Source organism: Gemmata obscuriglobus (assembly GCF_008065095.1).
GTDB classification, from domain to species: Bacteria; Planctomycetota; Planctomycetia; order Gemmatales; family Gemmataceae; genus Gemmata; species Gemmata obscuriglobus.
The window spans coordinates 3,996,839-4,014,721 of record NZ_CP042911.1 but is presented as its reverse complement, the minus strand read 5'-3'; the positions used below and the strand labels follow the sequence as shown (position 1 = coordinate 4,014,721).

The 17,883-nt window shown below is 66.4% G+C and carries 17 protein-coding genes and 4 pseudogenes; 17 read left to right on the top strand and 4 right to left on the bottom strand.

Annotation, left to right across the window (positions count from 1 at the left end; all coding sequences use genetic code 11):
- Nucleotides 1-4 precede the first annotated feature (4 nt).
- The 10 genes from GobsT_RS16720 (at nt 5) to GobsT_RS16675 (ending at nt 9,335) form a co-directional block, all read left to right on the top strand.
- Nucleotides 5-1,102 (top strand): Gfo/Idh/MocA family protein, encoded by a 1,098-nt coding sequence (locus GobsT_RS16720; protein WP_010038945.1) that lies wholly within the window; start codon nt 5-7, stop codon nt 1,100-1,102.
- The gene (locus tag GobsT_RS16715; protein ID WP_010038944.1) at nt 1,099-1,599 is read left to right on the top strand and encodes a hypothetical protein; all 501 of its coding nucleotides are present in this window, start codon (nt 1,099-1,101) and stop codon (nt 1,597-1,599) included. Before GobsT_RS16720 ends, GobsT_RS16715 begins: the two co-directional genes overlap by 4 nt.
- A 54-nt stretch (nt 1,600-1,653) precedes the next feature.
- Nucleotides 1,654-2,874 carry a deoxyguanosinetriphosphate triphosphohydrolase gene (locus tag GobsT_RS16710; RefSeq protein WP_063744589.1) on the top strand — a complete coding sequence of 407 codons (1,221 nt, stop codon included), beginning with the start codon at nt 1,654-1,656 and terminating at the stop codon, nt 2,872-2,874.
- Between the two features lie 122 nt (nt 2,875-2,996).
- Nucleotides 2,997-4,157, top strand: a complete 1,161-nt coding sequence (locus GobsT_RS16705; protein WP_010038940.1) for a PIN/TRAM domain-containing protein — start codon at nt 2,997-2,999, stop codon at nt 4,155-4,157.
- 72 nt (nt 4,158-4,229) lie between these two features.
- Nucleotides 4,230-5,003, top strand: coding sequence for a tetratricopeptide repeat protein (locus GobsT_RS16700; protein WP_010038937.1), 774 nt, complete (start codon nt 4,230-4,232; stop codon nt 5,001-5,003).
- Nucleotides 5,004-5,543: 540 nt separating this feature from the next.
- A complete protein-coding gene (locus GobsT_RS16695; protein WP_010038935.1) occupies nt 5,544-6,482 on the top strand; it encodes a cation diffusion facilitator family transporter in 939 nt (312 codons plus the stop codon).
- A complete protein-coding gene (locus GobsT_RS16690) occupies nt 6,479-7,396 on the top strand; it encodes a metal ABC transporter permease (RefSeq protein WP_010038933.1) in 918 nt (305 codons plus the stop codon). Before GobsT_RS16695 ends, GobsT_RS16690 begins: the two co-directional genes overlap by 4 nt.
- A 36-nt stretch (nt 7,397-7,432) precedes the next feature.
- Nucleotides 7,433-8,551, top strand: coding sequence for a metal ABC transporter permease (locus tag GobsT_RS16685; protein ID WP_010038931.1), 1,119 nt, complete (start codon nt 7,433-7,435; stop codon nt 8,549-8,551).
- A gap of 46 nt (nt 8,552-8,597) precedes the next feature.
- Nucleotides 8,598-9,044, top strand: coding sequence for an ISAs1 family transposase (locus GobsT_RS16680; RefSeq protein ID WP_010038927.1), 447 nt, complete (start codon nt 8,598-8,600; stop codon nt 9,042-9,044).
- 6 nt (nt 9,045-9,050) lie between these two features.
- Nucleotides 9,051-9,335 (top strand): transposase, encoded by a 285-nt coding sequence (locus GobsT_RS16675; RefSeq protein WP_010038926.1) that lies wholly within the window; start codon nt 9,051-9,053, stop codon nt 9,333-9,335.
- Nucleotides 9,336-9,596: 261 nt separating this feature from the next.
- Here GobsT_RS16675 and GobsT_RS16670 read toward each other — a convergent pair.
- A pseudogene (locus GobsT_RS16670) lies at nt 9,597-9,743 on the bottom strand (ISAzo13 family transposase); the annotation flags it as partial.
- A gap of 56 nt (nt 9,744-9,799) precedes the next feature.
- On the opposite strand from GobsT_RS16670, the gene GobsT_RS16665 reads away from it, so the two are divergent.
- Together GobsT_RS16665 and GobsT_RS41090 are read left to right on the top strand one after the other, a co-directional pair.
- Nucleotides 9,800-10,699, top strand: coding sequence for a hypothetical protein (locus GobsT_RS16665; protein ID WP_010038923.1), 900 nt, complete (start codon nt 9,800-9,802; stop codon nt 10,697-10,699).
- A 64-nt stretch (nt 10,700-10,763) separates the two neighbouring features.
- A pseudogene (locus GobsT_RS41090) lies at nt 10,764-11,936 on the top strand (IS3 family transposase).
- Between the two features lie 33 nt (nt 11,937-11,969).
- Here the strand turns inward: GobsT_RS41090 and GobsT_RS16645 are convergent.
- A pseudogene (locus GobsT_RS16645) lies at nt 11,970-12,221 on the bottom strand (DUF6444 domain-containing protein); the annotation flags it as partial.
- Between the two features lie 570 nt (nt 12,222-12,791).
- On the opposite strand from GobsT_RS16645, the gene GobsT_RS16640 reads away from it, so the two are divergent.
- The gene (locus GobsT_RS16640) at nt 12,792-13,949 is read left to right on the top strand and encodes a transposase (RefSeq protein ID WP_010033207.1); all 1,158 of its coding nucleotides are present in this window, start codon (nt 12,792-12,794) and stop codon (nt 13,947-13,949) included.
- A 2-nt stretch (nt 13,950-13,951) separates the two neighbouring features.
- Here GobsT_RS16640 and GobsT_RS40495 read toward each other — a convergent pair whose 3' ends face one another.
- Together GobsT_RS40495 and GobsT_RS40490 are read right to left on the bottom strand one after the other, a co-directional pair.
- Nucleotides 13,952-14,347 (bottom strand): ISAs1 family transposase, encoded by a 396-nt coding sequence (locus tag GobsT_RS40495; RefSeq protein WP_261340048.1) that lies wholly within the window; start codon nt 14,345-14,347, stop codon nt 13,952-13,954.
- A 28-nt stretch (nt 14,348-14,375) separates the two neighbouring features.
- Complete coding sequence (locus GobsT_RS40490; RefSeq protein ID WP_010038908.1) at nt 14,376-15,098, bottom strand: ISAs1 family transposase; 723 nt, start codon at nt 15,096-15,098, stop codon at nt 14,376-14,378.
- 88 nt (nt 15,099-15,186) lie between these two features.
- Here GobsT_RS40490 and GobsT_RS16625 point away from each other — a divergent pair.
- The 4 genes and pseudogenes from GobsT_RS16625 to GobsT_RS16610 all read left to right on the top strand — a co-directional run.
- Nucleotides 15,187-15,558, top strand: a pseudogene (locus GobsT_RS16625) (transposase family protein); the annotation flags it as partial.
- A 108-nt stretch (nt 15,559-15,666) separates the two neighbouring features.
- Complete coding sequence (locus tag GobsT_RS16620; protein WP_162097345.1) at nt 15,667-17,100, top strand: transposase; 1,434 nt, start codon at nt 15,667-15,669, stop codon at nt 17,098-17,100.
- Nucleotides 17,101-17,149: 49 nt separating this feature from the next.
- Nucleotides 17,150-17,407 carry a hypothetical protein gene (locus tag GobsT_RS16615; protein ID WP_010038903.1) on the top strand — a complete coding sequence of 86 codons (258 nt, stop codon included), beginning with the start codon at nt 17,150-17,152 and terminating at the stop codon, nt 17,405-17,407.
- A complete protein-coding gene (locus GobsT_RS16610) occupies nt 17,295-17,879 on the top strand; it encodes an ISAs1 family transposase (protein ID WP_109570957.1) in 585 nt (194 codons plus the stop codon). Before GobsT_RS16615 ends, GobsT_RS16610 begins: the two co-directional genes overlap by 113 nt.
- Nucleotides 17,880-17,883: the final 4 nt, after the last annotated feature.

Sequence of the window (17,883 nt, the reverse complement as noted above, 5' to 3'; positions counted from 1 at the left end):
GAGCATGAACCCTCTTCGAGTCGCCCTGATCGGTTGCGGAAAAGTTGCGGGCATCCACGCGGCAGCCCTCAAAACGATTCCCGAAGCGGAGTTCATCGCCGCCTGCGATGTGAGCCCGGACCGCGCCGGGGCGTTCGCCGAGAAGTACGGCGCTCGGCCGTTTTCCGACCTCGGCGCAATGCTCCGCGACGTTCGCCCGGACGCGGTCATCATCGGGACGCCGCACCCGCTGCACGCAGAGGCCGCGATTCGTGCCGCGGAAGCCGGCGCGCACGTATTGGTCGAGAAACCGCTCGCCGCGAGCCTCGCCGACTGCGACGCGATGCTGGCCGCGGCGCGTAAGAGAGGCGTGACACTTGGCGCCATCAGCCAGCGGCGGTTCTACGAACCCGTTCAGCGCATGAAGCGCGCGATCGACGCGGGTAAGATCGGCGCACCGGCGCTGGGCGTGTTCGTCCAATACAGTTGGCGCGACGCGGCGTACTACCGCTCTGACCCGTGGCGCGGCAAATGGGACACGGAAGGCGGTGGCGTTCTCGTCAACCAGTCGCCGCACCAACTCGACATCCTTTTGTGGCTGATGGGGCCGGCGGCGGAGGTGACGGGGTACTGGGCGAACCTGAACCACCCGACCGTAGAGGTGGACGATACCGCGGTCGCGTCGATCCGGTTTCGGAACGGCGGGGTGGGTACGATCATCACCAGTTTGTCGCAGAAGCCGGGTATTTACACGAAGGTTCACATTCACGGCACAAGTGGCGCGTCGGTGGGGGTGGAGACGGATCGCGGGGCGACGTTCATTGCCGGTGTGTCGACGATCGCCGAGCCGCCGCTGACTGATCTGTGGACCGTGCCGGGCGAGGAAGGCTTGCTGACGGCGTTTCAGGCGGAGGACCGCGAACGGTTTGCGAGTGTGAACGCAACGGTTCATTACCACGCGCTGCAGATTCGCGACTTCGTTCTGGCGGTGCGCGAGGGGCGACCGCCGCTCGTGACCGGCGAAGCCGGGCGGGCCGTGGTGGAACTGTTCAGCGCGATTTACCAGTCGAGCCGCGAGCGCCGGGCAGTCACGCTGTCTCCTTCGGCCGAGGTTGCGCAATGAACGACCCGGCTGCCTATCCGAAGCCGGTGCCTCTTTCGCGGGCCGACGCGCTCGCGTTGCTCGCGGATCCGGCTCCGGACGTGCCCGGGACGTTCTTGGCGTTTGTCATGCTTGCCGTGGAGCCGCGTATCGGGGAGTGGCGGTTCGCGGGCGCCGCCCGGTCGCTCGCAGGCGCGTTGGTGCGATGGATCGAGTTCTACGAGTCGTTTGGCGCGACGCCGGCTGAGGCCCTGAACGGTATCGCGGGCGCCATCGGACAACAGGGGCTTGAGGTTTGGCCCCGACTTGCCGACGGGTGGTCCGGTGGGCCGGACATCGGGACGCTCACACACCGCGTTGTATTCTTCGGAGAGGGCGGGGCGCCTTACGACGATTTCGGCCTTTGCATTATCGAGGTCGGACCGGACGATGCGGAACCATTCCTCACCCGCGCGCCCGAGACGCACCGTCCGGCCGAATGGGACGAATTCAACGGCGGCGACGGTGACGACGACTGATGTGAGTGCCCGCTGCGGATAGCCCACACACGGGGCATGTGGTATTCTGCGGTAATGTCTTCTCCGATCACCACCGACGACTGGCTCACGTTCGAGGACGAATGGCTCGCTCCCTACGCGATGCCCTCGCGGGCCAGCCGGGGCCGTCGGCACCCTGAGGACGATCACCCGTTCCGCTCGCTCTACCAGCGGGACCGGGAGCGTATTGTCCACTGTACCGCGTTCCGCCGGATGACCGGCAAGACGCAGGTACTCGTCGCGAGCGTCAACGACCACCACCGCACCCGGCTCACCCACACGCTGGAGGTGACCCAACTCGCCCGGACCGTCGCGCGGCGCCTTCGGCTGAACGAAGACCTCGCGGAAGTGATCGCGCTCGCCCACGACATCGGCCACCCCCCGTTCGGGCACGCGGGCGAGGACGCACTCGACGAGTGCCTCAAGTCGTATGGCGGCTTCGATCACAACCTGTTCGGGTTGCGCCGAGTTGATGAGCTGGAAGAGCGGTACCCGCAGTTCCCGGGGCTGAATCTGTCGTTCGAAGTGCGCGAGGCGTTCGTCCAGCACTGCGGGCGTCTCGACGCGCCGGAGTGCGCCGAGTTCCGGGACGTGGGGCGACCGCTCCTCGAAGCGCAGATCGCGGACGTGGTTGATTCCATAGCCTACGACACACACGACACCGACGACGCGCTCGGGCTCGGCTTCATCACGCTCGACGAGCTGCGCCGGATCGAGTTCTGGGCGCGGGCGACCGAGCGGGTCCACTCGCACACGCCCGGCCTCTCCGACGCCCCGCTTCGCATCGCGGTGGTGCGGGAGTTGCTGGCGTGGCAGGTCGCGGATCTGCTCGAAGAGACGGCGAACCGGCTGGCGGCCGCTGACGTAAAGTGCGTGGACGACGTTCGCGCCGCGCGGGAGCCGCTTGTCGGGTTTACCCCGGAAGTGCGCCGGCTCAAGGCGGGGTTGGAGCGGTTCTTGCGGAACCGCGTCTACAAGCACCACCGGGTGCTGCGGATGACCGCCAACGGGAAGCGGATTCTGGAATCGCTGTTCGCGGAGTACGTGCGGGCGCCGGCACTGCTGCCGGAGAAGCACCTGCGACGCTGGACCGGGGCCGAGGCGCTGATCGGCCCGCCCCCGCACGGATGGGTCACGACTGCCCGCACGCGGCTGGACTGCCTGGAGCGCGTGGTCGGCGATTACCTCGCCGGCATGACCGATCGGTTCGCCCAACTCGAATACCGGCGCCTGTTTTTGCCTTCCATCGAACTGTAAAATTAGGAGCGGAGAGCGGAAGCTCGGGTGCAAGAGACAGAAAGTGCGTTCGGGTCACATTTCTGTTCATCGGTTCCGAGCGGTCGCCCTCAGCCCCATCGTACTCTGTCCTCTGGTTACACATGTTGCTCCTGCTGCTTCGCATCGCGTATGCCGTCCTCGTTGTGGGGATGGCGGCCCTCTCGTCGGCTTTTCTCGTTGAGGAAAAGAACATTCCCGGCGCGATCGTCGCGCCGCTCGCGGTGCTCACGGTCAGTGGCGTCGTACTGCTCACCGACGTGCGGGAACGGCAGAAGCAGATTACCACCATTTCCGCGGTGTATTTCGGACTGCTCCTCGGGCTGCTGCTCGGATACCTGTTCTCCATCGCACTGGTCCCGGTGCTCGCGTCCACGTTCGGCGAGGCGTCGCCGCTGATCCTCCTCGGCCGCGTGCTGCTCACAGTGGTGTGTTGCTATGTGACGATTTCAACGTTTTTGCAGACCAAGGACGAGTTTCGGTTCATTATCCCTTATGTCGAATTTTCCAAACAGGTGAAGGGTGGGCGGCCGCTGGTGCTGGACACTAGCGTAATCATTGATGGGCGCATCGCCGACGTGTGCGATACTCGACTGATCGACACCCGGCTCATCGTGCCGCGGTTCGTGCTGCAGGAGCTGCAGGCCATTGCCGACAGTTCCGACAAGATGAAGCGTAACCGTGGGCGGCGCGGCTTGGACGTGTTGAAGCGACTGCAGGGCAACCAGAAGGTCGACCTGCAGATGCACGACGGCAACGTGCCGGAGCTGCGCACCGGCGAGCGGATCAAAGTGGACGAACGCTTGGTGATTCTGGCGAAGTCGCTCAACGCCCGCGTCGTCACCAACGACTTCAACCTTAACAAGGTGGCGCAGCTCCAGGGCGTGGATGTCATCAACCTGAACGAGATCGCCAACGCTCTAAAGACGGTCGCCATCCCGGGCGAGTACATGCAGGTGCGGGTGGTGAAGGCCGGGGACCAAATCGGCCAGGGAGTCGGGTATCTCGACGACGGCACGATGGTGGTGATCGAGCAGGGACGGGCGCTGATCGGCCAAGAGATCGCGATCGTGGTGACCAGCGTGCTGAACACCGCGGCGGGGCGGATGATCTTCGGTCGCCCGGATCAGCGGTTGAGCGGGTCGCACACACCGTACCCGGGTGGCGCCGCGACTCCGAGCGGGTCGAACCCGGGCGCGTCGAACCCGGGCGACTCCCGCATCGGCCCCGCGCCGCAAGAACCACCGAAGGGCGAGCAGAAATGAGTGGCCGAGTGTGAGGAGTGAAGCGCGTCCCTTGCTCCTCGCTCCGCTTAAAGCCGACACGATGGGGGAAACATGCGCGCGACCCTGCTGGCCCTAGTTGGTGCAGGCGTGGCGGCGGTCGGGTGGGCCGCCGCGGACCAGCCGAGCAAGCCGCTCACCGAACCCGGGAAAGCGAGCGCCCCGCTGCCGCCCGGCGACGGCCCGTCGGCGGCCGCGGGCAGCGACGCGCAACTGGTCGAACGCCACATTTCCGCCCGCAAAGAGTACGAGAACAGCCTAAAAGCGCTGCACGAGCACTACACCAAGGTTGGCGACAAGCAGCGGCTCATGTGGGCCGAGCGCGAGCTGATGTCCTACCACTTGATGTGGAAGCCGTCGTACAACCTCGAGGTCAAGGACGTCCCGCCCGCGACCCTGGAAGCCCGTGTCAACGTGCGTGAGGCGAACGAGCTTTACAAGACCGCGATGGAGTACAAGGGGCGGGGTATCGGCGATGAGTACGTGCTCAACATGCGCCGCGCAGAGCTGTTACTCCGCGAGGTACTCGACAAGTACCCGAACTCGGACAAGATCGGGGACGTGGCGTATCAGCTTGGGGACATTTACGAGAGCCGCGCTTACAAGCAGTACGACCGCTCCGCCAAATACTTCGAGCGCTCGTTCCAGTGGGTGCGGGGATCGCGCACCGATGCCCGGCTGCGTGCGGCACTGCTCTACGACCGGCAACTGAACGAGCGGACGAAGGCCGTGGACCTGTACCGCGCGGTTGTGGAGCACGACACAAACCCCGATCACATCAAGCAGGCCGAGAAGCGCATTGGTGAGCTGACGGGGCGGAACAAGTGACCCCCGATCGGACAGCTCAACTCCGAAGGCCACACAACGCGGGTGCGTTCGCCCTCGACTTGAGGCGGTTGCGGTGCCCAGCGGTTCCGGCCGGACGGGTCGGCACTGTTCCACTTGCGCGATAGTTTAGGAAAAGGTGGGAGCTGGTTGGCGCGACCCGGCTCCCGCTGGTATGTTCGCTACCCCTTGAGTGGTTCGATAGCTGCCGCCCAACTGGCACTTCGCTGACGGTTCGCATGGGTGGTGCTGCCCACGAATCGCAAGCCGAAACTCCAGCCGCGGTTCTGCTGACCGGCCGCGGGTGCTGGCGGTGCCATCTGATTATTGAGCCGTACTGTCTTGTTGAGCCCCCGCTTGCGTCCCGTTTGATTGGCCCGCGGTTTTACTGTAGGGGCGAGTGCGTGACGCCCCCCCCGCTGCCGAGATGTGGCGCGAACTTCTTGGAGTCACATTGCGGGGAGTTGGAGTGGTAAACTGTCGACGGCCCTTCCGGCCTAATGACTTACAAATTTGGATTTTCCGCCCTGAGACAGGGAGCTGATGGAACCTCTTGCGCGGCTCCGCTGGCCGGTAGCCCTTTCGATCGTCGCGGCCGCCGTCACCATCGGCATGAAGGGGTCCGCCTATGCGCTGACCGGGTCTGTCGGGTTGCTCACCGACGCCCTCGAGTCGGTCGTAAACCTGCTGGCCGCGGTCACGGCGTACTTTGCTCTGTGGTACGCTTCTCGCCCCGCCGACCCGTCCCACACCTACGGGCACGAGAAGATCGAGTTCTTTTCCAGCGGGCTCGAAGGCGTGCTCATCGTCCTTGCGGGGGTAGGGGCAGCGGTGTACGGCGTTCAGCGGCTTATTTTCCCAGAACCGCTCAACGCACTGGCACTGGGAAGCACGTTGGCGCTCGCGGCCTCCGTTGTGAACTTCGCTGTCGCCCGGGTGCTCCTCCACTACGGCCGCCTTCACAAGTCGATCGTAATGGAGGCTGATGGGCAGCACCTGATGGCCGACGTGTGGACGTCCGCCGGCGTGCTGGTCGGCCTCGCGCTGGTGTACCTCACGGGGTTCACGTTCTTCGACTCGGCACTCGCGATTGTGATGGGCGGGCACATCACCTGGATCGGCTTGGGGCTGATCCGCCGATCGTTCGACGGGCTCATGGACCACGCGATCCCGGAGGACGAGCGGGCTCGGGTGCGCGAACTGATCCGCGCCAACCTGCCCGAAGGGGCGACGTTTCACCTCCTGCGCACGCGGCTGTCTGGCGCGCGGCGGTTCATCGAGTTCCACCTGCTCGTCAACGGCGACCTGTCGGTGCGCGAGGGGCACCACCTCGCGACCGAACTCGAAGCGGCGCTGGTGGGCGCGATCGCGGAACTCGCGATCACGATCCACGTTGAACCGGTGGACGAGCAGGCGTCGTGGGAGCCAGAGTACCTACAACGCCTGGGCGAGGAGCCGGCCCCGCCGGCACAGGACCCATGACCACGGCCCAACTTCTCGACCAACTGAACACCTCGGCGCTGTGGGTGCCGGCCGCCGGCACCGCGGCGCTCGGCTTGACTGCCGGCGCCGTGGGGTCGTTCGCGGTGTTGCGCCGGCAGAGCCTTCAGGGCGACGCGGTGGCGCACGCGGCTCTCCCCGGGGTCGCGGCGGCGTTCCTGCTCGGCGGGCGGGCGCCGCTCGCGCTCGTCGCGGGCGGGGCCGCGGCGGGGTGGCTCGCGATGCTGATCGTCGCGCAGATCACGAAGCGCTCGCGGGTGCCGTTCGACTCGGCCCTGGCGGGCGTGCTCGCGGTGTTCTTCGGGCTCGGGCTGGTGCTGTTCACCTACATCCAGCGGAACGTGCGCGGCGCGGCGCTCACGCCGCTGGAGCGCTACCTGTTCGGTCAGGCGGCGCTGGTGGGCGTGCCGGACTTGTGGCTCATTGGAGGGTTCGGGCTGGGGGCTCTGGCGCTCCTGGCCCTGTTCTGGAAACAGTTCAAAGTGGTCAGCTTCGACCCCGCGTTCGCGACCGGTCTCGGTGTGCCGGTCCGGACGGTGGAACTGCTGCTCACCACACTCACGGTGATCGCGGTGGTGATCGGTCTGAAGGCGGTCGGCGTCGTACTCATGACCGCGCTGCTGATCGCGCCGTGTGTGGCCGCTCGGCAGTGGAGCGACAACCTGGGTCGGGTGGTGGTGCTCGCGGGCCTCTTCGGTGCGTTGGCCGGTGCGGGGGGAACGGTCGCCAGTCACCTTCTCAGTTACCAGTTTCCGAAAGCGGGCTCGGTGCCCACGGGGCCGACAATCGTTCTGTGCGCCACGGCCCTCGTTGTTGTGTCGCTGATGTTCGGAACGGGCCGCGGTTGGGTCTGGACGTTCGTCCGCCCCGACGCACCCGCTTCCGGCGCCGTTTAGCGTTCGGCCCAACAGCCGTTTTTCTTGGCGGTTGCAATGAGCCCCGTCGTCGAGCTGAGTCTGGTGCTGGCCGTGGTCGCGGCGGCGTGCGCACTGCCGGGCGCGTTCCTGGTGCTGCGCCGCAGTGCCATGACCAGTGACGCCATCGGCCACGTCCTGCTGTTCGGCATCGTGCTCGCGTATTTCACGGTCCGCGACCTGGGCTCCCCGTGGCTGCTGTTCGGCGCAGCCGCCGCCGGGGTACTCGCGGTCGTGCTGGTGGAGGCACTTGAGAAGAGCGGGCGCGTGAAGGCCGATGCGGCCCTCGGGTTGGTGTTCGCGGCGCTGTTCGCCGCGGGCGTGCTGATGGTGAGCGTGAGTGTCAAGAACGTTCACCTTGATGTCGATCAGGTGCTGCTCGGCCAACCGGAAGCGGCCCGCGACCCGCGCTGGAATGCGTTCGACTTTGCGATCTCGCCCGTGTGGATTCTGGGAGCAGTGCTCGCACTGAATGTTCTGCTCGCAACACTGTTCTTCAAGGAACTGAAACTCACCACCTTCGACCCCGGTCTCGCGGCGTCAATCGGGTTTCGGCCGGTGGTGATTCACTACTCCTTGATGGTTGTGGTGTCGGTCACGGCGGTAGCCGCGTTCGACGCGGTCGGCCCGGTGTTGGTGGTGGGCTTCTTCGTTGTGCCGGCCGCCGCTGCGTTTCTACTGACAGACCGACTCGCGGTGATGTTAGCGCTCGCGGCGCTGTTCGGGGTGGTCGCGGCCTTCGTTGGTACGGCCGCGGCCGACACGCTCAACACAACCACGGCCGGAGCGGTCGCTGTGGCGCTGGGGGGCCTTTTCGCGATTGTTTTTCTGGTTGCGCCCCGGCGCGGGCTGGTCGCGCAAGCGGTGGAGCGGGTTCGACAGAAGCGAGCGTTTCACGAACTGATGCTGGCGGTTCACCTTGCCCAGCATGAGGGTACGCCAGAGGAAATTGAGGAGTCCCGCGCGGCGAGTCTGCACACGCACTTGCACTGGAGCCCACAGCAGACGGCAGTGGTGGTGGCGCGGGCGGCGCGGAACGGCTTTGTGGTGTGTGCCGACGGGGGACTGAAACTTACCGAAAGCGGTCGTGCCCGGGCGCGTGAGGTGCTTGGCCAGGGCTCACGCACTATGAAGTAGTGGCCGGTTAAGTGTTTGTGCGTATCACGGGGTCCAGGAGGAGCCGATGACCCTGACCCTGACGAGCGTGTTCGCGGACCTGCCGGACCCGCGGGCGGAGACGGCCAACAAGATCCACACGTTGGCCGACATCCTGACCATCGCCACCTGTGCCGTGATCGCCGGGGCCGAGAGCTGGGAGGACATCGCCGAGTACGGCCGTTCCAAGGAGCCCTTCTTCCGCCAGTTCCTGGAACTCAAGAACGGCATTGCGAGCCACGACACCTTCTACCGGGTGTTCACTACGCTCGACCCCGACGCGTTCGCCGATCGGTTCGCCCGGTGGGTGGCCGCGGTCGGCGAGGCAACCGGGTTGACCCGCCCCGACATCGACGGCCCGACCCACGTCGCGGTCGATGGGAAGAGCGCCCGCCGGTCCGCGAAGGGCACGTTCACCGGGTGCCTGCATCGGGTCGAGGCGTGGGCCGTCGAGAGCCGCCTGATCCTCGGCTAGCGGGCCGTGCCGGACGGGTCGCACGAGATCGTCACGTTCCGCGATCTGCTGGCTACCCGAGACCGGACGGGGGCGGTGGTGACGCGAGACGCCGCCGGGTGCCAGACCGAGACGCTGGAGGTGATCCGGGAGCGGGGCGGGGAGTACGTGGTGTGCGTCAAGGGGAACCAGCCGACCCTGCGGAACGCCATCGCCGGGGTGTTCGACCGGGCGGGCGAAGCGGAGTTCGCCGGGTGCGACGGGCACACGTCGGTGACCGACGCGCAGGGCGGCACGAGGAGCGGAACGTGACGGTGGTGCAGAACCCGGACGGGCTGCCGGCGGGTTGGGCGGATGTCGGGAGCGTCGCGGGTGTGCCGGGACCGGCAGGTGAAGGGGAAGGCCAACGAGAGCACCGCCCACGACGACCTGAGTAGCCTGCGGGTCGGCGCGGCCGAGTTGGCCGGTTACATCCGGAGGCACTGGCACATCGAGGCCATGAACGGGGTTCTGGACGTGGCGTTTCGTGTCGATCGAGAGCACCGGCCGACCCGCCGCCAAGTACTCGCCCTTCAACCGGGCAATGTTCTCGAACTGCACGTTGCGGTCCGGGTGCCGGCCCATCGCCTTCTTCTTCAACACCTTCCGCCGCCGATACCCGTGGTGATGCCGTAAGGCGTTCGGCGTGCAGAGATTCACACGTGAGTTGGCCTTCCCCATCCTTTCGGGGATGTGGATGATGGACGGCCTCACAACCCGTTACCCTGGTTCGAGTCATGGACGACTCCGACACGAGCATCGACGATTTGCTCCGCCTCGCGGCCCGGTCCCCGACCGGGCACCGGCGCCGCTTGTTCCAGGCCGAGGTGACCCGCGCCTTGTGTGCCGGCCGCGCCCGCCGGGCGGAACGCCGGTTCGGCTGGGGGCGGGCGAACGTCGACACCGGGCCGCACGAGCGGGCCTCGGGCATCCGGTGCGCCGAGAGCTTCGGCACCCGAGGCTCGGCCCGGTCCGAGGACGCGAACCCGCAACTGGGCATCGACATCCGCGACCTGGTCGAACCCCACACCCAGGCCGACCCGGAGTTGAAGTCCGACCGCCGGTACACCAACCTGTACACCAACCTGTCGGCCCGCGAGGTGTGTGAGCGACTCCAGACCGAGAAGGGGTACGCGGTTGCGGACCTGCCGAGCGAGCGGACCAGGCGTGACATCCTGAATCCAGTAGTTTCGTGTTGGCGGCCTGGGACTGTTTGCCTCAGGAACGCCGGACCGTGGCTGGCGCGTGCTTGCCGACGATGCGAAGCTTTCAGCCAGCACGATCAGGCCCGCGGTAGCCAGTGTCCACCCGGGGCCGCGTTCGGTTCGGAACCGGACCCAGGCGTTGAGGAGGATCAGGCCCACGGCCACCCACAGCAACCGCACGACCCCGTTGGTGGTCGAGGTCCGAGGCCGTACCTGACCCAACTGGCGGTAGCGGCTCTCGATCCCGAACCGAGTCCGATACAGGTCCCGGATCGGCACGGGAGCACCGGTCACCCGCCACGTCGCATACATCAGCTTCTGACTGCGCCGGCGCCCGGTCTTCCGGTGCCGGTCGCTCTTGTGCGCAATCACCAGGCCGCTGCGGACGGATGTCCCCCGGTCCTCGTGGGTGTACCCGGACCGGCCCGCTGAAGTTCCCCACGAATGGTGGACAGTGGGAAAGCGGTGTAAACTCTGAACAGAAGGAGACACACCGATGGCTGGCACGCGCAAGGTGTACACGGCGGAGTTCAAGCTCTCAGCCGTCCAGATGATTACCGAGCAGAAGCTCTCCGTGGCCGAGGTGGCACGCCGCCTCGGGGTCACCGAGAACCGGCTCCACGACGGGAAGAAGGGGGTCCTCAAGAAGGGTGCCGAGGCGTTCCCGGGATCGGGGCACCTGACCCCGGTCGAAGAAGAGCTGCGACAACTCCGGGCCGACGTCAAGCGACTGGAGATGGAGCGCGACATCCTCAACAAAGCCACGGCGTTCTTCGTCACCCAGATGAACTGACCTTCGCCGGGATCGAGGAACGCAAGGCCGCGTGGCCCATCGCGTTGATGTGCCGGGTGCTGGGGGTGTCGCGGTCCGGGTTCTACGCGTGGCGGTCGCGGGAGCCCAGTGCCGCCGAGGTCCGACGCGAGGAGTTGACCGAAGAGGTGAAGGCCATTCACGCCCAGGTGAAGGCCCGGTACGGGAGCCCGCGCATCCACGCCGAGCTGGCGGCGAACGGGCGCGCGTGCAGCGTGAACTTCGTGGCCCGGGTGATGCGCGAGGCCGGGATTGCCGCGAAAACCAAACGCAAGTTCCGTCAGACGACGGACTCCAACCACGGGTTGCCGGTGGCCGAGAACGTGTTGGCTCGGGCGTTCGACCCGGACGAGCCGAACACGCGCTGGTGTGCCGACATCACATACATCCCGACCCGCGAGGGGTGGCTGTACCTGGCGGTCGTGGAAGACCTGTTCCGCCGCCGGATCGTGGGCGGGTCGATGGATCCGACGAGGACCCGTCGGTTGGTGGTGGACGCGCTGGAGATGGCCCTGGCCCGTCGTCTCCAGGGGGCTTCGCCTTCGGCTCTGGTGGCGCACTCGGATCGTGGCAGTCAGTACGCCCGCGAGCATTATCAGCGTCGGTTGCGCGAGGAGCGGATCGCGTGCAGTATGAGCGGTGTGGGTCAAGTGCTGGGATAATGCGGCCATGGAGTCGTTCTTCGCAAGCCTCAAGAAGGAACTGGTTCACGACGAGGACTACGCCACCCGCGATGAAGCCAAGGCGAGCATCGTCGAGTACATCGAGGCGTTCGACAACCGCGTCCGCCGGCACTCATCGCTGGGCGACGTTGCCCCAGATGAGTACGAACGAACGCACAACCAAACCTACCGCTAGAACCTGTCTACTTTTCGTGGGGAACTTCACCGCCTGATACCCAGAACTTTTGGATCCCCACCCCTTGGGCGGGGCCGGGTTCACGTGCGGGGCGTCGGACGACGGGGGCTTCGACGAGTTGGTCGAGTTCTGGTTGAGACGGGCGATCAGTTCCGCGACCTGGGCCGTGAGCCCGCGGACCTGGGCCGTGAGTTGAGCAATTGTGGCTTCGAGTGCCCGGATATACGCTACCACGTGAGGTAGCAGGTCGTCTGGGAGGTCTGGCGGTTGAGGAACAGGTGCCATGGCGTTAGCCGATTACAGAACCCGCTCGCCAGTGGCAACCGCCCACGGAAAGGGCTCAAAAGGCACGAGAAAAACACCGGGCAAATCGCCCGTGAACGCTTACAGAGGGTAAGCCACCTGCCGTCCAGCTTACCCGATCCGCGGTTTCACGGCGAACAGTGGCGCGACGGAACGTGCCGCCCACTGCTGCGCACATCTGGCTTGGGCTATAACGTCTTGACCCATCAGGACGTTGAGGATCTGTCGTGCCATCCGCAACCGGGACGGCGTCCGCGGCGAACGGTTTCTCCGCCGAAGTGCTACACCCAGGGCTACGCACGGATTGACCTTGGGCAAGGTGCTGCATTTGGGTATGTGAGCGACTCCTCATTTGGGAGTCGCCAATGCCCGGGTCACTGGTCGAGCGGTTGGCCGAGTTACCGGACCCGCGGAGCCGCCACGGGCGCCAGGGCCTTTCCTTGATTCACTCTACGTAACTCCAGTAGTTTCAAGTTGGGCGATTTATGAGTAGCGGGCCGCATGGGTTTACCGGTCAATGGTGGTTACCACGCCTCCACTGTCGGAGCCCCCATGCGACCCAAACGTCAGTCTATCCGAGCCACCCCGGCCCACGCCACCCGGCACCTCCGTCCGGTCCTGACCGACTGGCTCGGCCGTGCGGTCCAACTGCCCAAGCGTCGCCGCACCTGTACACCCGAGGTGGTGTGGCGGGTGGTGCTGTTCGCCGCGGCGTTCGCCCGCTCGGTGGCCGCGGCCTGTGCCGCGATCGCCGACGCCCCGTCCGGGCAGGCCATCTGGGATTGCTTGTACCTCACGCTGCCCAAGCGGCGCCGCACCCTCGAGCGGCGGTTGCGGCCGGCCCTCCACGCCCCGCTCGGCAAGCGGAAGCGGGCGGCTCGGGTCGCGATCGACTACCACCGGATCGGGTACTTCGGGACGCCGAACCGGGACACCACCCGGTCCAAGGGGGCCGGCGGCACCCACACGTTCCACACGTACGCCACCGCGTGCCTCGTCGGGGGACCGGACCGGTACACGCTCGGGTTGACGGCCGTGGGCGAGAAGGAGCCGATGACCGCGGTGCTCACCCGGCTGTTGGATCAGGTGACGGCGGCACGGGTTACGGTCCGGGTCGCGCTGCTGGACAAGGCGTTCTTCTCGATCGCGGTGATGCGGTTGCTCCAGGCGCGGGGTGTGCCGTTCGTGATCCCGGCCGTGGTCCGGGGCCGCAAGCCCCGGCCCGGGGTGAAGGGGGTCGGGTTGCGGGCCGTGCGGCGGCGGGGCGCGGGTCGATATGCGTACACCCACGCGGATCGGGGCACCTCGGTGCGGGTGCACGTGGTGATCGCTCACAAGAGCTACCGGTACCGGCGGACCGGGGGCCGGCGGAGCAAGAAGTTACTGTACGCGGCGTGGCGGGTGAGCGGGAGCCCGGTGGCGATTCGGGACCTGTACCGGACCCGATTCGGGATCGAGAGCAGCTACCGCCAGTTGGGGCAGGTTCGGCCCCGGACCTCGACCACCGATGGGGTCGTGCGACTCCTGTGGGTCGCCGTCGGGCTGATCCTGCGTAACGCCTGGTTGTGGTCCCGCTCAGCCCGCGGCCTCGGGTGGACACTGGCGGCGGTATGCCTGATACTGTTGGCCGATGGGCTGGCACCTACAGATGGCGAAAATAAGTCCATTACTACTGCACGATCGGCCAACAAAACCAAGCCGCCAACTTGAAACTACTGAACTCCGATAAGTCCCTTGGCCATTGCCGGGTCCATCTGGAGCCGCTCGATCGCCTCCGGGCAACTCACCGCCTTGACCTCACGCCACAGGTGCACCACGGCGTTCCGCAGCGCCGCCAGCACCTGTGGTGCGTGCCCCATGCGCACACGACACGCGTCCTCGCCCAGTGTCACGTCACGCACGTAATGCAGTTCGTTCTCGATGCGCCAGTGCGTCCGCACATGGTTCAGGAGTGTGGCCGCATCCGCCTTCTCGGCCGACAGGCTCGTGATGCCGAAATGCACTTCGACCGTCGTTTGGCCTCGGACCGTCCGCTCACGCGTCAACTGGAAGCCCTGCTTCACCCCCGCCCACGTCGGCGAGCACGTCAGAATCGAGGTCGTTTGCAGCGTCCGCTTCTCGATGCGGCCGTGACCCTTATCGACGGTCGTGGCGATGCGGCTCGGGGCGGGCGGAGGCCGATCCCCAGGGGGAAGTGGCCGCCGCGATCGATCGGGCGGCGGTCTCGAAGGCGAACCCGGCTCGGATGTCGATCCCCAATCCGGGTTGGTTGTCCTTCACCGTGAGCACGTAGTCGCCGCCGGCCTCGACCACCTCCTCGGCCAGGTCTCGCTGGCAGAACATGGCGTCGCCGACCACGACCTTCCCTCGCAGCGGCAGAATGCCGAGGAGCGTCAAGGCGGCCTTGTGCCCGTTGGTGCTCGCATCGACCTTGACCTGGGCGAGTACGGCACCGACGGTGGGGGCGTATGCGGCCAGCAGGTGCTGACCGGGGATCGCGCCGTTGCGAGAGCCTCGAAGGGTCTTGCCGTCGATGGAGATGTGTGTGAAGGCGGCCGGGTCGACGCGGCTGGCGATCCAGTACGAGAGGACGTGCTCCAGTTGGTCGGCGTCGAAGCGTCGCAGGGTGCGGGAGAGCGTGGAAACGGCCGGGGTCTTGCCGCGTCGGAAGCCGAGGGCATGGGCGAGGGCGGGTCCGTGCTGTCGCCCGAAGCGAGCGATGCCATTGAGGCTGGTGCGCCCCATGAGCATGGCGAGGGCGACGAGTCCGAGGAAGGGGGCGAGTGGGTGGATAAGGCCGTGCTTGCTGCGGGGATCGGGAACCGCCGCCAGGGCATCGACCAGGGTGCAAGGAGACATGGGTACCTTCCTGGCTGCGAGAAGGCGCCCCATATAGCCACGTTCCCTCGTGTAAGCAAGGTGAAATAAGGAAAGGCCCTGCCACGGGCGCCAGTACCCGCTGGTGGGGCTGTTGACTCTGTGCCTGGTGGCGGTGATGGCCGGGCATACCACGCCCGAGGCCATCTCGCAGTTCGGTCGGCTGCGGCCGAAGCGGTTGGGCCATGCGCTGGGGTTCCAGAACGGCAACATGCCGTGCGCCAATACCATCGCCGGGTTGCTGCGGAAGTTGGACGCCGACCACCTGGACCGGATCATCGGTGCATGGCTCGGGGATCGGCACCCGGACGGGTGGGACCACATCGCGTTGGACGGGAAGCGGTTGTGTGGGTCCCGGGACGGGGCGGTACCGGGTACCCACCTGCTGGCCGCGTACGCCCCCCAGGCCAGTGCTATGCACATCTTGGATTTGTATAACTGATTGCGGATTGCTGATTTAGGGTTTTCACTGCGACGAAATTGGGGTTAACCGAGTGGTCGTGGGACGCGGGGTGGTGCGGGGTCCGCGACCCGGGACATGGAGGTCACCGTGATTCTGCCACCTCATCAGCGCGTCCCACGCTCCCAACCGCACGCGCCCACGGACTTCGCGCGCCAGGTCCTGGAGGGCCTGCCACTGGCCCACGCGTCGCTCGCACTCTTCGCCTATGGCGTTCCCGACCCGGTCCTCGCGGACCTCTACGAGCGACATCGGGGACGCGGCTATGAGGACGTCGTGACCTTCGCCCAACTGGTCACCTGGATCTTCGATGCGCTCATCGAACACCAGGGCTCGGGGCGGCAGGCCCACCTGCGACGCCACCGGCAACCCGACGACGGGTGCCACGAAGCGTTCTACGGCAAGCTCCGGCGCATCCCCCGGGGCCTGAGCGAAGCGTTCCTGCGGGACGTCACCGACCGGTTCACCGCCCTGTTCCCCGAGGTCGTCGCGCACCGCCTTCCGACCTCCTTCGACCGCCTGGAGGTTCTGATCCTCGACGGCAAGAGTCTCAAGAAGGTGGCCAAGCGACTCGTCGACACGCGGGGCACACCGGGCAAGCTCTTGGGCGGAAAACTGCTCGTGGCGTACCGGCCCCGTGACGGGTTGGTGCTCGACATGGCGGCCGATCTCGATGGCGAAACCAACGAGGCCAAACTGATCCCCGATTTGATGCCCCGAGTGCACGCCCGAGGCGGTCCGGCGAAACTGGTGGTCGGGGATCGGTTGTTCTGTGCGTCGAAGCACTTCGCCGAGTTCACCAAGGACAATGGTCATTTCGTGGTGCGGTACGCGCGGACCCTGTCGTTCGAACCCGACCCGAAGCGCCCCGCGGTCACGACCGCGGACCCATCCCAACGAGCCGTGGTCGAAGAATGGGGGTGGGCCGGGAAGCCCAAGGACAAGCTCCGCCGGTACGTCCGGCGGATCACCGTCGCGCGCCCGGTGGGCGAAGCGATTACAATCCTCACGGACCTGCTCGATTCGGCCCCATACCCGGCGACCGATCTGTTGGACCTGTACCGCATCCGGTGGACCATCGAAGGCACGTTCCAAAAGGTGACGGCGATCTTCGCCCTGGGTCGGTTCATCGGTTCGACACCGGAGGCGACCGTGTTTCAGGCGTCGATGTGTTTCGTCCTCGCGAACGTGGTGCAGGTCCTCCAGGGCTATGTGGTTGCGAAGCGGAAGGTGACCATCGACGACCTCTCGACGGCGCAGTTCTGCACGGACTGGCATCGTCAGTTGGCCGCGCTCAAGGAGTTGGTCGAGGTGTCGATGATCGTGTCCCTGATCCCGACGGATCAGACGGCAGAGAGTGTGGGAACGTTGTTGGATCAGTTATTGGGCACGATGTGGAAGCCGGGCTGGGACAAGACACGCAACAAGGCGCCCCGTGCCCACCCGCACGCCGCGAAACAGAAGGGGGCACACACCTCCGTCCAACGGCGTCGACAAGCCCACAAGCCCAACGAGGATCCCTGAACTCAGTTGTGCACAGCACTGCCCCCAGGCCTCCGGGGTGATCGCTCAGATGACCGTCGAAGCCACCACCAACGAGCACCAGGCGGCCCTGCGGTTGCTGGACGTGCTGCCCCCGCTGGGCGGGTCGGTGGTCACGGGCGACGCCATCTTCACCCACGCCGACGTGTGCGCGAAGGTACTCCACAAGGGCGGCGATTACATCCTCTACGCCAAGGGGAACCAGTCCGAACTGCGGCGGGACATCGAGACCGCGTTCGCCGCCGAGTCGGGCGGCTTTTCCCCCCTCGGTTCAGGCACAGTGGGCTGAACACGCGGGCACGGCAACCGACCAAGGCAAGGGACACGGGCGTGTCGAGCGGCGGACCATTACCACCACCACGTGGCTCAACGGGTACTTGAGCAACTGGCCGGGTGTGGGACAGGCGTTCCGGCTCGAGCGGCGGCGGAAGGCGAACGGGAAGGCCACGGTGGAGGTGGTGTACGGGATCACCAGCCTCAGCACGTTGGCGGCCGACGCGGGTGCACTGTTAGGTTACTCGCGCGGCCACTGGGGTATCGAGAACGGGTTGCATTACACCCGCGACGTGACGCTCGGGGAGGACCGGTGCCGGGTGCGGCGCGGTCCGGCCCCACGCGCGTTGGCGTCGCTGCGGAATGTCGCGGTGTACCTGTTGCGGAACACCGAACACCCCAGTGTGGCGGCGGCAACCCGGGCCATGGTCGCTCGCCCCGACCTCGCCTTGGACCTGCTCAACGCCCCGGCTTCAATCTCTGAGTGACTGT

Bases quoted from the DNA above. Each gene is read 5' to 3' on its own strand.
- GobsT_RS16720 (WP_010038945.1), top strand. From the start codon at position 5: ATGAACCCTCTTCGAGTCGCCCTGATCGGTTGCGGAAAAGTTGCGGGC.
- GobsT_RS16665 (WP_010038923.1), top strand. From the start codon at position 9,800: ATGGACGACTCCGACACGAGCATCGACGATTTGCTCCGCCTCGCGGCC.
- GobsT_RS40490 (WP_010038908.1), bottom strand. From the start codon at position 15,098: ATGTCTCCTTGCACCCTGGTCGATGCCCTGGCGGCGGTTCCCGATCCC.
- GobsT_RS16690 (WP_010038933.1), top strand. From the start codon at position 6,479: ATGACCACGGCCCAACTTCTCGACCAACTGAACACCTCGGCGCTGTGG.
- GobsT_RS16640 (WP_010033207.1), top strand. From the start codon at position 12,792: ATGCGACCCAAACGTCAGTCTATCCGAGCCACCCCGGCCCACGCCACC.
- GobsT_RS16615 (WP_010038903.1), top strand. From the start codon at position 17,150: ATGACCGTCGAAGCCACCACCAACGAGCACCAGGCGGCCCTGCGGTTG.
- GobsT_RS16700 (WP_010038937.1), top strand. From the start codon at position 4,230: ATGCGCGCGACCCTGCTGGCCCTAGTTGGTGCAGGCGTGGCGGCGGTC.
- GobsT_RS16705 (WP_010038940.1), top strand. From the start codon at position 2,997: ATGTTGCTCCTGCTGCTTCGCATCGCGTATGCCGTCCTCGTTGTGGGG.
- GobsT_RS16710 (WP_063744589.1), top strand. From the start codon at position 1,654: ATGTCTTCTCCGATCACCACCGACGACTGGCTCACGTTCGAGGACGAA.
- GobsT_RS16695 (WP_010038935.1), top strand. From the start codon at position 5,544: ATGGAACCTCTTGCGCGGCTCCGCTGGCCGGTAGCCCTTTCGATCGTC.
- GobsT_RS16685 (WP_010038931.1), top strand. From the start codon at position 7,433: ATGAGCCCCGTCGTCGAGCTGAGTCTGGTGCTGGCCGTGGTCGCGGCG.
- GobsT_RS16680 (WP_010038927.1), top strand. From the start codon at position 8,598: ATGACCCTGACCCTGACGAGCGTGTTCGCGGACCTGCCGGACCCGCGG.
- GobsT_RS16715 (WP_010038944.1), top strand. From the start codon at position 1,099: ATGAACGACCCGGCTGCCTATCCGAAGCCGGTGCCTCTTTCGCGGGCC.